The sequence below is a fragment of the Pseudodesulfovibrio profundus genome, assembly GCF_900217235.1.
GTDB classification, from domain to species: Bacteria; Desulfobacterota; Desulfovibrionia; order Desulfovibrionales; family Desulfovibrionaceae; genus Pseudodesulfovibrio; species Pseudodesulfovibrio profundus.
The window spans coordinates 2445799-2458856 of record NZ_LT907975.1; the positions used below are offsets into that span (position 1 = coordinate 2445799).

General features: G+C 56.8%; 11 protein-coding genes. 3 read left to right on the top strand and 8 right to left on the bottom strand.

What is annotated here, in order from left to right:
- Positions 1 to 48 precede the first annotated feature (48 nt).
- The 3 genes from pgl to gnd are packed head-to-tail and all read right to left on the bottom strand — an operon-like array spanning position 49 to position 3186.
- Complete coding sequence (pgl, locus tag DPRO_RS11520; protein ID WP_097012173.1) at positions 49 to 774, bottom strand: 6-phosphogluconolactonase; 726 nt, start codon at positions 772 to 774, stop codon at positions 49 to 51.
- Between the two features lie 10 nt (positions 775 to 784).
- The gene (gene zwf, locus DPRO_RS11525; protein ID WP_232005568.1) at positions 785 to 2272 is read right to left on the bottom strand and encodes a glucose-6-phosphate dehydrogenase; all 1488 of its coding nucleotides are present in this window, start codon (positions 2270 to 2272) and stop codon (positions 785 to 787) included.
- 5 nt (positions 2273 to 2277) lie between these two features.
- Entirely contained in the window at positions 2278 to 3186 is a 909-nt protein-coding gene (gnd, locus tag DPRO_RS11530) for a phosphogluconate dehydrogenase (NAD(+)-dependent, decarboxylating) (protein WP_097012174.1), read from the bottom strand.
- 158 nt (positions 3187 to 3344) lie between these two features.
- On the opposite strand from gnd, the gene DPRO_RS11535 reads away from it, so the two are divergent.
- Positions 3345 to 4073 carry a TerC family protein gene (locus tag DPRO_RS11535; RefSeq protein ID WP_097012175.1) on the top strand — a complete coding sequence of 243 codons (729 nt, stop codon included), beginning with the start codon at positions 3345 to 3347 and terminating at the stop codon, positions 4071 to 4073.
- A 49-nt stretch (positions 4074 to 4122) separates the two neighbouring features.
- On the opposite strand, the gene DPRO_RS11540 is transcribed toward DPRO_RS11535, so the two are convergent.
- The 3 genes from DPRO_RS11540 to fsa form a co-directional block, all read right to left on the bottom strand.
- A complete protein-coding gene (locus tag DPRO_RS11540; protein WP_097012176.1) occupies positions 4123 to 5034 on the bottom strand; it encodes a DMT family transporter in 912 nt (303 codons plus the stop codon).
- 76 nt (positions 5035 to 5110) lie between these two features.
- The gene (locus DPRO_RS11545) at positions 5111 to 5716 is read right to left on the bottom strand and encodes a WbuC family cupin fold metalloprotein (protein WP_097012177.1); all 606 of its coding nucleotides are present in this window, start codon (positions 5714 to 5716) and stop codon (positions 5111 to 5113) included.
- Between the two features lie 89 nt (positions 5717 to 5805).
- Complete coding sequence (gene fsa, locus DPRO_RS11550; RefSeq protein ID WP_097012178.1) at positions 5806 to 6459, bottom strand: fructose-6-phosphate aldolase; 654 nt, start codon at positions 6457 to 6459, stop codon at positions 5806 to 5808.
- 153 nt (positions 6460 to 6612) lie between these two features.
- Between fsa and cbiE the strand changes: the two genes are divergently transcribed.
- Both cbiE and serS read left to right on the top strand, forming a co-directional pair.
- A complete protein-coding gene (gene cbiE, locus DPRO_RS11555; RefSeq protein ID WP_097013732.1) occupies positions 6613 to 7857 on the top strand; it encodes a precorrin-6y C5,15-methyltransferase (decarboxylating) subunit CbiE in 1245 nt (414 codons plus the stop codon).
- Between the two features lie 121 nt (positions 7858 to 7978).
- Entirely contained in the window at positions 7979 to 9259 is a 1281-nt protein-coding gene (serS, locus tag DPRO_RS11560; RefSeq protein WP_097012179.1) for a serine--tRNA ligase, read from the top strand.
- 204 nt (positions 9260 to 9463) lie between these two features.
- Here serS and DPRO_RS11565 read toward each other — a convergent pair whose 3' ends face one another.
- Both DPRO_RS11565 and DPRO_RS11570 read right to left on the bottom strand, forming a co-directional pair.
- Entirely contained in the window at positions 9464 to 11986 is a 2523-nt protein-coding gene (locus tag DPRO_RS11565; protein ID WP_097012180.1) for a multiheme c-type cytochrome, read from the bottom strand.
- Between the two features lie 3 nt (positions 11987 to 11989).
- Complete coding sequence (locus tag DPRO_RS11570) at positions 11990 to 13033, bottom strand: hypothetical protein (protein WP_097012181.1); 1044 nt, start codon at positions 13031 to 13033, stop codon at positions 11990 to 11992.
- Between the last annotated feature and the right edge of the window lie 25 nt (positions 13034 to 13058).

A 13058-nucleotide genomic window follows, 5' to 3' on the forward strand; every position in this document is an offset into this window, starting at 1 on the left:
TCACGAGGGTGGGCTTTTTTTGTGAAGGTCAAAGTCGGAGCGCAGTAATCAATCAGCGTTCTTGAACGCTGCCTTGTCGAGGTACCACAGCGTGGACTGGGCATTGATTCGGGCAGCAGGATAGCGTTCATCGGCCGTTGGATCATTCAGTATCTCATCCATTACTGCCTGTTTGTCCTTTCCGGCCACGAGAAAGAGAGCAGTTCGGGCATTGTTCAGCAATGGGAATGTCATGGTCACCCGATCCACTGCCGGGTTGGCAGGCGGGTTTATGACAGGCACTACCCACCCTGTGGCATCAAGGGCTTCGGTTCCTGGGAACAGTGACGCCGTGTGGCCGTCGCTCCCCATCCCCTGTAGAACCAGATCGAACTGCGGCAACGGGGCTTCTCCGAATACACGCACCATATCCCCCTGCATGACCAGTGCAGCTTGCTCCGCACCTCGTTCGCCAAGTATTCGATAGACATTGGCATCAGGAATGGAAACACGGCTCAGCAGGGCCTCTCGTGTCATGCGGTAGTTGGACCATTCATGGTCGGGCGGTACGGCCCGATCATCGCCCCAGAAGATAAACGTTCTGTCCCATGGGACTCGGTTCATGTTTTTTGATTCGGCGAGTAACTCAAACATTCGCCGTGGAGTGGAGCCACCGGAGAGCGCCACAACAAAGCGGCCGTGTCTGTCTACGGCTTCGTTCGCCAGTTCGATGAAGGTTTCTGCCGCGTTGAAGCTCAATTCGTCAAGGGTGTCGAATATCATGAAGTTGGCCATGGTGCCTCCCTTAGACTATCCAGCCGCTTCTGGCTCGTTTCGGGCCGTCGGTTCCAGCCTTGTACAGGTGGAGTCGGTCGGCTGTGTCCGGGCAGTCGCATTCGGTCAAAACCGGAGTAAGAAACTCCCAGCAGAGGTCAACACTGTCCTGACGCCAGAAGAGCGTGTGGTCGCCCATCAGCACGTCGAGCAGCACCTTCTCGTAATCCGTGAAGCGCTGTTTCTTTCCTTCGGAATAGTCGAACTTCATGGTGACATTGCGCAGGCACATGCCCGGCCCGGGTGATTTGGCCTGGAAGGCCAACCGGACTTCCTCTTCAGGATGAATGGAGAGTGTCAGCGAGTTGGTAGTGATGTGCTCGCCGAGGATATTGCGGTACATGGAATGCGGCACTTCCTTGAACTGGACCGTGATATCCGTACGTTTGGTGGACATGCGTTTGCCCGAGGTGATGTAAAAAGGCACGCCCTGCCAGCGCCAGTTATCGATGTAGACCTTCATGGCGGCAAAGGTCGGGGTGGCTGAATCGGGCTGAACATCCGGTTCCTTGACGTAGGAAGGCACGGATTTGCCGTCGATCATGCCTGCGGCGTACTGGCCCAGAATGAGGTGGTTGTCGAGGTCATCCATGGGGAATGGGCGCAGGGAACGGTAGATTTTCGCCTTTTCGTCGCGGATGCGATCGGCCTGATAAATGGAGGGCGGCTCCATGGCCACCAGCGACATCAGTTGCATCATGTGGTTCTGGAACATGTCACGCAGCACGCCGGTTTGATCGTAAAACCCTGCTCGATGCTCGACGCCGAGGGATTCGGCTGCCGTGATGTGAACGGATTGAATGAACTGTCGGTTCCAGATCGGCTCGAAAATAGCGTTGGCAAACCGGAACATCAGCATATTCTGAACGGTTTCCTTGGCCAGATAATGATCGATGCGGAATATCTGGTTTTCCTTGAAACCTTCCCGAAGCGCTTCGTTCAATGACTTGGAGCTCTCAAGGTCGTGGCCAAACGGCTTTTCGACTACCAGTCGAACCCAGTTGTCTTTTTCATGGGCCAATCCGACATGGGCCAGCGACTGACCGATATGTTCGTAAACCACAGGTGGTACGGCCAGATGGAAGAGTCGATTGCCGCCGGTTCCGGCTTCGGATTCCATTGTCTTAATGTATCCGGCCAGATTGGTGAAGGTCCCGATGTCATTATAGTCAACACTTCGGTAGTGCAGATGCTGGGCAAAGTCGTCCCAGCAGGCCATGTCCATGCCGTTGTCTTCGATGATATGGCGAATGTGCTCCCGGAATTCCTCGTCCGTCTGTTTGGTGCGAGAAACACCGATGACCAGACACGGAGTCGGCATGCGGCCCGAGCAGCGCAGGGCATAGAGCGAGGGGAGGATTTTGCGTGAAGCGAGATCGCCCGTGGCTCCGAAGATGATGATGGAGCACGGGTCATCCGGCTTATTGTAGGTGCAGGTGGAGTCGGTATCGGCCATCATTGCTCTTATTCCTCCGAAGTCTTGACTGCGTGGCCGCCGAATTCACGTCGCAGGGCGGCCAGTACGCGGTTGCGGAAATCATTGGGACGGCGCGAAGCGAATCGTTCCATCAGCGCCGATGTCAAAACCGGTGCGGGGGTACTGGTCTCGATGGCCTGCATGACGGTCCACCGCCCTTCGCCGGAATCCTCGACATACCCTTCGATATCATCGAGGCGGCTGTTCTTTTCAAAGGCGTCGCCAGCCAGTTCTAGGAGCCAGGAACGGATGACGCTGCCCTGATTCCAGAGGTGGGAAAGTTCGGCAAAGTCGATGTTTTCACCGAAATCCGAATCCTCGATGAGAGCGAATCCCTCGGCGTAGGCCTGCATCATGCCGTACTCGATGCCGTTGTGGATCATCTTGATGAAATGCCCGGAGCCGACAGGGCCGCAATGGAGATACCCTTCCTTGGGTGCCAGGGCCTTGAAAATGGGTTCGAGGCGGCGGAATGCGTCTGTGGGACCGCCAACCATGGTGCAGTAGCCGATCTCCAGTCCCCAGATACCACCGGAAACCCCGGCGTCGAGATACTGTATGTCTTTTTCGGCCAGAAACTCCCCGTGTCGGATGTCGTCCTTGTAATAGGAGTTGCCGCCTTCGATGATGGTGTCACCGGGCGAGAGGAGATCGGCGAGGGCTTCGATGGTGGATCGGGTGGCTTCTCCTGCCGGAAGCATGCACCAGACCGTTCTGGGCGGCTCCAGATTTTCGACCACTTCGGCTAACGAGTGAACCCCGGTGCCCCCTTCCTCGATAAGGGTTTCCACCGCATCGGCACTCCGGTTGTATCCGACAACGTCGATATCGTGCTGCATCAACCTGCGGGCCATGTTCAATCCCATGCGGCCTAAGCCTACCATTCCGATTCGCATATCTTTCCTCGCTTCTTGGTTCAGTATACGGCTGGACACAATACTCAGTCTTCATTCGCATAGCACAACCCTGCATGCGTTGGAAAAGCTTTCATTGATTTATAATGGGGCTTTACTCATAGTGGACAGATGGAAAAATCCGATGAAGGGAGCATGCCATGCTGGAAGGACTCTGGACTCTTGAGAATGCCATCGCCCTGGTGACCCTTGCCGGGCTGGAGATCGTGCTTGGGATCGATAACATCGTCTTTGTCGTGGTGGTCACCAACAAACTGCCCGAGGCGTCCCGCAAGACTGCGCGTCGGCTGGGCATCGGGTTGGCCATGGTCACGCGCATCGCCCTGCTGATGGTCATTTCCATGATCATGGGGCTGACCGCGCCACTCTTTACCGTGTTTGAACACACGGTTTCCGGGCGCGACATCGTGCTGCTTGCCGGTGGGCTGTTCCTGCTGGCCAAGGCGACTCATGAGATACACGACAAGCTGGAAGAGCCGAGCAAGCTGCCGGAGAAAATCCAGAAAAGCTACTCCTACGTCGGGGCCATCATCCAGATACTGCTGTTGGATCTGGTCTTCTCACTGGATTCGGTCATCACGGCCGTGGGTATGGTTCAGCGAGTCGAGGTCATGATCGCGGCCATTGTCATTGCCGTGCTGGTGATGCTGCTCTTTGCCGGACCTGTCAGCGAATTTGTCACCCGCCATCCGACGGTTCAGATGCTCGCCTTTTCATTTCTGCTGCTGGTGGGGATATTCCTCATGGCCGAGGGCATGCACAAGCATATCGACCGCGGCTACATCTACTTTGCCATGGCTTTTTCATTGGGCGTGGAGTTCCTCAACCTGCGTATGAAGAAGATACGAGGCGGCGAAGCCAATACATAGTCACCACTCTCAGGGAGCGGGACAGCCTATGGGGTGGCGCTTGAAGGCGCTATGGTCGCAACTGGCTGAATATCATGCCTGTCAACATCAGGCCGCAACCGATCATCGCTCTGACGGTCAGCAACTCGTTGAGGAAGAAATAACCACCGATGGCGGCGAAGACTGACTCAAGGCTGAGAATGATGGCGGCGTGGGCCGGTTGCGCATCGCGTTGGGCCACGACCTGCAATGTATAGGCAACACCGACGGACATGAGGCCACCATACAGGATAGGCATGGCGGCATCCTGTATGCCTGCCCAGGCGATATCTTCGGTCAGCAGGGAGCCGATGAAACTGAGCACGGCGCAGGCGAAAAACTGTACGGTGGAAAGTTTGACTGCATCCACCGCATCCATGCCGGGGGACAGCTTGCCGATGATCAGCACATGACCGGCCCAGAACAGGGCGCCGATGAGGATGAGCAGATCGCCAAAGGAGATGGTCAACTCGGCAGTGAAGGAGAGCAGGTACATGCCGATGACGGCCAGTCCTGCACCGACCCATGTTCCCAGTCCGGGCTTCTGGGCCAGCATCAGCCCGAAAAGAGGAACGAAAACAACGTAGAGCCCTGTGATGAATCCGGCCTTGCCTGCCGTGGAAGCCTCGAAGCCGAACTCTGCCAGTTGCGGTCCGGCCAGCCCGATCTGTTGCAGGGTGGCACCGCAGAACAGGGCCAGCCCGAGCAGTCCGCCGCCGATGAACAGTCGCTTGTTGTCCGTAGCCTGAAAGCCGGGAGCCCTTCCCTTTTGCATGCGATACGTAAGCGGAAGCAGGGCAAGCGCTCCGATGGCGAAGCGAACGGCATTGAAGGTCAGCGGGCCGACATGATCCATGCCCACACGCTGCGCCACAAAGGCGAAACCCCAGATGGCAGCGGTGGTGAAGAGCAGGATATCTGCCCTAAGGGTACGGGTATTCACAGGTATTCTCTCCTCTCATAAAGAGCATACCGTGTACTGTATTCCCTCATTGCGGGCAAGTTTTAGTGAAAAAAGGCTAAGCTTCGGAGCCTTCTCCGTTGGCTTCACCGTCAGCTTCGGCCTTGGCGGCCTGCGCCTCGGCTGCCGCTGCATTGGTCCGTTCCGCCAGCTCTTTGAGCAGGCCAAGAAGATACGGCTCGGCCTCCGGGCTGCCTTCACGGGGCGCCCATTCCGGGATATCCTTGTCACTCTCTTCCTGGTACGGCCCGTCCTTGACCTCAAAGATCAGTGTGTCCGGCTTGAGGGCGACAAAGGTATGGTAGACATTGGGCGCGACATCGATGCCGAAGATTTCCGTTCCCGGCTGGATCAGGATGTGCTCCTTGATTGCGCCGTCATCCGTGAATTCAACGAACAGCATGGAGCCGGAAATAACGAGCACGGTCTCGCTCTTGGCCGGATTCATGTGGCGATGCGGTGTGACATAGGTGCCGGGCTGAAGTGCATTGAACATCTTGTGAACCGCGTCCCCTTCCGACTTGTGAATGCATTGGAGCATGCGCTTTCTCGGGCTTTCGCGCGACATGCCAAGCAGTTCGCCTGCCATGGTCAGGGTCAGCGGAGTGACGTCGGTTTCCGGGGCGGCCACAGACAACGGGTGGGTGTTTTTTTCTTCGCTCATGGGACTGTCCTACATGGGGGAGTCGTGTTGGGCAAGGGATGGCCGGACCTCCATGGGAAGTCCGGCCATAACTTGTCGAAATAATCAGGCTACTTTGCTTCTTTCTGGAATGCTTCCCAGTCGGCGAGAAAAGCGGCCAATCCCTTGTCGGTCAGGGGGTGGTGGAGCAACTGCATGATGGTGGAGTGGGGCAGGGTGATGACGTCGGCTCCGATCAGGCCTGTTTCCAACACGTGCAGCGGATGACGGACAGAAGCAACCAGAATCTTGGTGGCATATCCGTAGTTGTCGAAGATGGTCCGCATCTGATCCACGCCTTCCATGCCGCTCTGGGAGAGGGCGTCGAGTCGGCCCACGAAAGGCGAAACATAGGTCGCGCCGAGCTTGGCTGCGAGCAGCGCCTGAGCCGGGGAGAAGACGAGGGTGACGTTGGTCTTGATGCCGCGTTCCGTCAGGTCCTTGAGCGCCTTGAGTCCTTCGGCGATCATCGGAATCTTGACCACCACGTTATCGCCGAACGAAACGAGGTCCTTGGCTTCCTTGATCATTTCCTCGCGGGTGGTACCAACCACCTCAAGAGAAACCGGTCCATCAACCACCTCGCAGATTCGGGCGGCCTGTGTTCTCCAGTCTCCGCCTTCGCGGGACATGAGGGTCGGGTTGGTGGTTACACCGTCCAGCAGTCCCAGTTCTTTGACTTCCAAAATCTGGTCGAGATTGGCGGTATCCAGAAAAAATTGCATATGTCCTCCTTCGGTGATCGGCGCCGGAGTGCGCATCGTATCCAATTCGTACACGCTTATCACAAACAAATCGTTGTGGAAAGTATATGAATACGTTTTGTCTATCACTCAAATCCTCTTCCCCCTTGCAGGTGTTTGGTTTACATTGCCTCCATGTTGAATATGGAACCAGTACGCATCATAGGGCTGACACCCGGAACACTTGAGCTCAACCGCGCCGCCAGACAGGTGCTGGCGGAGGCGGATCTTGTCATCGGAGGCAAACGGCTGCTCGCGGCCTGCCCGCCTTCCGCCACCAAAGAAGACGCTCGGCGTGAGCCGATTGCCGGACCGCTGCCGCCCATCATGGATTCCATTCGCAACGCTGCTGAAGAGGGGAAGCGTGTCGTGGTGCTTGCCGATGGCGACCCCCTGTTCTTCGGCATTGGCAAGCGGCTGGGGGAAGAGTTCGGGCGGGAGAATATTATCGTTGAACCGAATATTTCCACCATGCAGGTCGCGGCTGCCCGTCTGGGGTTGCCGTGGCAGGATATGGCTTTTGTCTCCCTGCATGGTCGTGATGATTATTCGCCGCTCTACGCATCGTTGGTCCACTCCGATCTTATTGCCGTCTTCACTGATGCCAACAATACCCCGGCGGAAGTGGCTCGCGCGCTGCTCCAACGCGGTGCCGACTGCTTTTCCATGACCGTGCTCGAAAATCTGGGCACGCCGGAGGAGCAGGTGCTGCCTTTGGCCCTGCCCGATACCTGGGGAATGGACTTCGCCGATCTCAATCTGGTTGTGCTGGAGCGGCAATATCCGCCCGAAATACCATTGTCCCTTGGTATCCCCGATCATTTTTACCTGCACCAGCGAAATCTCATCACCAAGCTGCCTGTACGGGCTGCGGGGTTGGCGCACCTCAATGTGCAGCCCGATTCCACCGTGTGGGACCTCGGTGCCGGGTGCGGTTCGATTTCCATCGAGGCGTCGCATCTGGCGCGATATGGTCATGTGTATGCCGTGGAGCGAAACAAGACCCGTGCAGCCATGATTCGCGAGAACATTCGGCGTACCGGTGCATGGCTGGTGGAAACGGTGCTGGGTGATATGCCCGATTGTCTTGAAGGGCTGCCCGACCCGGATCGCATTTTCATCGGCGGTGGGCTTGGCGGCGTGACCAACGATGAGACCAAGCTGCTGGAAATCGCCTGTGAGCGACTGAAACCCAGGGGGCATATCGTTTGCCACACCATCCTGCTGGATTCGCTCCATATGGCCAAGGATCACTTCAAGCGGCTGGGCTGGCATTTCGGCGTGACCCAGTTGCAGGCATCAGCCACCAATCCATTGGCCGGCGACCTGCGATTCAAGGCGCAGAATCCGGTTTTCATCCTGTGGGCGGAAAAGTCGTAAGCGTTCAATAAGGCTGATTTGGCTCTGGAATGAGGGTGTCGGATGGGAAGGTGCGCATCGCACTCTTTTCATCCGTGCTGTTTTCCATTACACAATGACCAAATCCAACGAGGAGTTTTTCATGCTTGATCTCAAGTTGATGCAAAAGAACCCGGAAATTGTCCGGCAGAGCCTCGAAAAACGTGGCTCCAACATAGATGTTCAGGAATTTGTCGATCTCGACACCAGGCGCAAGGCGCTGATTGGCGAGGTAGAATCCCTCAAGGCGGAAAAAAACGCTGTGGGACCGGAAATTGCCAAGCGCAAGAAGGCCGGTGAAGACGCTTCCGACCTGCTCAAGAAAATGGGCGAAGTGTCTGCTCGGACCAAGGAATTGGACGCCGAACTGACCGAAGTCGAAGCGGCTGAAAAAGAGTGGATGATGGCCGTGCCCAACATCCCCCATGAGTCTATCCCTGTCGGGGAATCCGAAGATGATAATCCGGTTCTGCGGCATTGGGGCGACAAGCCCGAGTTTGACTTCGCTCCCAAGGAACACTGGGAGCTTGGCACCGAATTGGGTGGCCTTGATTTCGAGCGGGCAGCCAAACTTGCCGGGTCCCGTTTTTCCATCAGCTTTGGCTGGTGCGCTCGTCTGGAGCGTGCTCTGGCCCAGTTGATGCTCGATACCCAGACCGATCAGCATGGCTACACCGAAGTTCTGCCGCCGTTCATCGTCAACACCAAGACCATGACCGGCACCGGCCAGTTGCCCAAGTTCGAGGAAGATCTCTTCAAGCTCACCGATGATCGCGGTTTCTACCTGATCCCCACGGCCGAGGTCCCGCTGACCAACGTCTACGCCGACGAAGTGATCGAAGAAGAGCAACTGCCCATCAAGTTCTGTGCGCAGACTCCCTGCTTCCGTTCCGAAGCCGGATCTTACGGCAAGGACACCAAAGGGTTGATCCGTCAGCACCAGTTCTACAAGGTGGAGATGGTCAACTTTGCCCACCCAGAGAAGTCCTACGAGGCACTGGAAGATATGACGGCAGCGGCAGAAAAAATTCTGCAGATACTCAATCTGCCGTACCGCGTCATCGAGCTGTGCAGCGGCGATATCGGGTTCAGCGCGGCCAAGACGTACGACATCGAAGTCTGGCTGCCCGGACAGGACAAGTACCGTGAGATTTCCTCCTGCTCGAACTGTGAGGACTTCCAGGCTCGTCGAGCCAACATCAAGTTCAAGCCTGCCGATTCCAAGAAAAAGCAGTTTGTCCATACATTGAACGGCTCCGGCCTGGCTGTAGGACGTTGCCTTGTGGCGGTCCTTGAGAACTACCAGCAGGCCGATGGCTCTGTCATTGTCCCCGAGGCCCTGCGACCCTACATGGGTGGCCTTGAGGTGATTGAAGCCAAGTAACGGATACCCAAGTCGATTCAAGGGCCGCTTCTTCGGAAGCGGCCCTTTTTTGTTGTCTGTTGATCGGTCGAAACCGCTCCTCTATGGGCAGATCAAGGGCGGGGTAAAGTCGGGTTCGGACGGAGCATGTTCATATGAACTCTCCACATGTCACAAAAAAAGGGCCGCCCTGTTGGACGGCCCCTGTAATGGTCTTCTGGGTGCCTATTCCTCTATCCCCATGCCCGGATGGTGGACCGGGAAGTCCATCTCCTCGGTATGACACACCGCGCAATTGCCGTTGGCTCCAATGCTCATGGCTTCACCCATGTACTGGAGCGGCTGGAGGTTGTCGCGCTTGGTCGCCGGATAGATGGCGTGCGGGCTGCCGTGGCATGCCGCGCAGTTGACGGCGTCCATGTCGTCCCGGCGCATGGAGTAGTGATCCTCAACGGTTTCCGTCCACTCGTTGAAGGCGCTGTCCGTATCCGGTGCCTGGAAGTCTTCATGGCAGGTCAGGCATTCGGGCAGGTTGACCCATGCCTTGCGCGGATTGACGGCATCCTGCGTTCCGACAGCATTCGGCTTGAGGATGGCCAGCAGGCGCTTGGCACTCTTGGTCTTGCCTGCTTCCAGGTCGCCCTTGAGCAGGCCGATGGCGTGGTCTTCGACGGTGCCGTGGCAGTTGGAGCATTCGAATCCGACGTCCAGGTGCTGCCCGCGCAAGGTGTTCTTGGGATGGCATCTGAGGCAGGATTCCTCGGCACTGCGACCGGCAAGGAACACGGCGTGGGTGCCGTGAATCGCCGCAGACAGTGACGGTCTGGTCGACGAGCCTTCCGCATTCTGGGCCGGATCGTCGTGGCATTCCACGCAGAGGATCGGCCCCTTCTTGGAGCGCTCCACGTGGTTGGTGTTGTTGATGCGATCATGGGTGGCCAGAATGTTTCCTGCGGTTTCGGACGCAATGCCGGACTCGCCTTCATTCCAGTAGCCGCCATGACAATTGCGACATCCCATCTGATCACTGGTGGGGATGCTCATCTTTGTGGAGGCGATGAGGTTGCCCTTGTTGTCGCGAGCTTCCAGCTCCACGATGGGCAGCGGCTCGAATTCGCCGTTCTTGAACGGTTCAACGGCTATACGACCTTCAAATCGTCCGGCGTCTTCGTGGACTTCAAGGTAACCGTTCAAACCTTCACCTTCAAAACCCGGCTCCACGCGGTAACTGATGGAGACATCCTCGGTGATACGTGTGGGCAGCACATCGCGCTGGATGAGCTGGGCGCGAATCATGTTACCTGCGGGCAACAGGGTGAATTCTTCGGCCTCGACGTAGAACTGCATGCCCTGATCGGCCCAGGCCAACAGCACATACTCGTCTTTTTCCGGATCATAGGGAGCCGGTGTCGCCGCTTCAGGTTCGGGGATGTTCGGATCAGGCACCTCGCCGGTTCCGTTCAACCCTTCTGCAATATACAGAGCCAGTGCCTGACGCTCTTCGCCGGTTCCGACAAAGGGCGGCATGTATTTGTTCTTTTTGCCCATGCCGTTAAGGAACGCATCCATACCGTTGGTATCGTACATGTTCGTCCGTTTACGGATTTCGTTCATGGGGCCGCCGATGGAGTGACAGGAAGCACATTGGAGCTGGTACAGGAATGCACCCGCTTCCATGACGTTGTCATCGGTGATGCCGTTCTCCTTGAGTTCGGGCGGTGCCCATTTGGCGCGTTTGATGGCGCCTTCCTGATTGATGATGGGCACATGTGCCTTGAGCACGGAGTTCGAGTAGATGTGTCCCCAGATGAGGTACGGCTTACGTCCGGCTTCGCGCATGAACTCGAAGGAACCGAACAGGCCCTGACCGGCCAGAAGTACGACAAGGGCCAGCGGGAAGCTGATCAGTTTCGGCATGCGAACGGCCAGTGCCAGACCACCGATCAGGGTTGCGCCAGCAAAGAACCAGAACCACTGCATGAAGTTGATGACGCGGTGGGACTTGAGCATGACCATTTCATACTGCGGTGCAGGCAGGGCAGCTATGTACCAGTAACCGGTGGCTACGGTGGCCAGAACGCCGACGATGGTCCATGCGGAACAGGAGCGGACCACGCTGTGGCGTGTTTCCTCGTCGGGGATGCGGGTGGCGGTGACGAATCCGAACAGACCGGCACATGCAGCCGAGAAGAAGGTACGGAAAACCAGTTGCGGCCAGAAGGTCGGGTTGAAGAAGCCGTCCCAGAACGACTTGGTCGTCAGCCAGTCACCTGGAGTGAGCATGAAGCCGATGATGCCGTTGATGAGGAACAGAGAGAACCAGCCGAACACGAAGTAGAGCCAGCCGATTATGACGTGGTCTCTGCGGTTCATGGTGTCCCATGTATAGTAATAGATAATCAGGGCGACGATCTCGCCAAGGAAGCATACCCACTCCGCTGCCCATCCGAAAACGAACTGGTGGATGAGCGTGATGGTTGCCTGTGGAGCGAGCAGGGCCACGGTGACCCATATTGCCACGCCCGAGACCGCGCCGTAGGCCATGGTCAGGAGCAGGAAGAACCGGGAATGTTTTTTCGTGTATTCGAGCAGATGCGGATTGTTGTTGCGATAGGCTGCCTGCTCCATGAGAACGAGGAACAGTCCGCCGCCAACAGCGAAGTGCGCCACATAAACGTGCAGTGTGGCGATGACGGCTATCCAGAATCCGCCACCTAGAGTCGTTAGTTGCCAAATGGGATATTCCATGCCTTACGCCCTCCTGTCGTATGCTTTGAAGTAGAGGTTGAGCATGTACCCGATGGCGACGAGGCCGACCACAAGGAAGCCGAGAAAGAGGAACAGGGAGCCGAACTGATTGGTGACCGGGGTGTCTTCGACTCTGAACCAGGGGGACAGGTAGAAGGTGCGCAACCAGTGACGGTTGCAGGCCATCAGGAAGACCGTGATGATCGACCAGATGGTGGCGGCCCCGGGTTTTCTGCGAAATCCGGCAGAAAGCAGCATGACTACGCCGAACAGCGATGCAATGAAGGTCGCTGTGGCCGGAGTCGAGTCGCCCATGAATTTGAGCATGATGTCGCGGGGGATGGAGATAAGGAACCACACGCCTACCAGCAGATTGGCCAGGGTTGCGTGGGTGAACCAGCGCATACCGATTGTGATGTACTCATTGTGTTTTCTCCACTGCCCGAGCAGAGCAATGAAGAGTCCGCCGATGGCCAGGGAGCCGACCATGAAGTGCAGGAATCGCGGCGGCATGGCGGGATCGTTCAGGTTGAGGAACCCTTTTGCGCCGTCGAAATACTGCTTCCACTCATGGGGAACCAGCATCAGGGTCGTGTTGTTGGTCAGCATGAAACCGACATAGAGTAATCCGATTATGGATACGCCGAAAAGCAGGTTGCGTGTGGCTTTGCCCATGTTGTCCACCCGGAATTTATACGCATAAAATCCGTAGTAGGATATGAGCAGGGCAACAATGATTCCCAGCCACCAGCCTCCCATGAGCACGGAACTGACATAGTCGAACTGTCCGTAGTTCACTTGAAGGAAAAGCAGTGGCGCGACTCCCATGTTGATGGTCAATGCCATGAGGGGCGGCAGTTTCTGGCCGACATCCCTGTTGAGTTGGTCATTGCCTCTGATGGTTTTCACGATGCCGATGGCGGCCGAGCCGAGCATGGCATTCATGAATAGAATATGGGCAGTGAAAGTCACGATTAACAACACATCGAACCATGCCGAATGTATGGGCAATGGGTCGGCTAGGGGTATCAGGGTGGCTGGATCCATATGTAACTCCTTATAAGTTCACCAT

Bases quoted from the DNA above. Each gene is read 5' to 3' on its own strand.
- pgl (WP_097012173.1), bottom strand. From the start codon at position 774: ATGGCCAACTTCATGATATTCGACACCCTTGACGAATTGAGCTTCAAC.
- zwf (WP_232005568.1), bottom strand. From the start codon at position 2,272: ATGATGGCCGATACCGACTCCACCTGCACCTACAATAAGCCGGATGAC.
- gnd (WP_097012174.1), bottom strand. From the start codon at position 3,186: ATGCGAATCGGAATGGTAGGCTTAGGCCGCATGGGATTGAACATGGCC.
- DPRO_RS11535 (WP_097012175.1), top strand. From the start codon at position 3,345: ATGCTGGAAGGACTCTGGACTCTTGAGAATGCCATCGCCCTGGTGACC.
- DPRO_RS11545 (WP_097012177.1), bottom strand. From the start codon at position 5,716: ATGAGCGAAGAAAAAAACACCCACCCGTTGTCTGTGGCCGCCCCGGAA.
- fsa (WP_097012178.1), bottom strand. From the start codon at position 6,459: ATGCAATTTTTTCTGGATACCGCCAATCTCGACCAGATTTTGGAAGTC.
- cbiE (WP_097013732.1), top strand. From the start codon at position 6,613: ATGTTGAATATGGAACCAGTACGCATCATAGGGCTGACACCCGGAACA.
- serS (WP_097012179.1), top strand. From the start codon at position 7,979: ATGCTTGATCTCAAGTTGATGCAAAAGAACCCGGAAATTGTCCGGCAG.
- DPRO_RS11565 (WP_097012180.1), bottom strand. From the start codon at position 11,986: ATGGAATATCCCATTTGGCAACTAACGACTCTAGGTGGCGGATTCTGG.
- DPRO_RS11570 (WP_097012181.1), bottom strand. From the start codon at position 13,033: ATGGATCCAGCCACCCTGATACCCCTAGCCGACCCATTGCCCATACAT.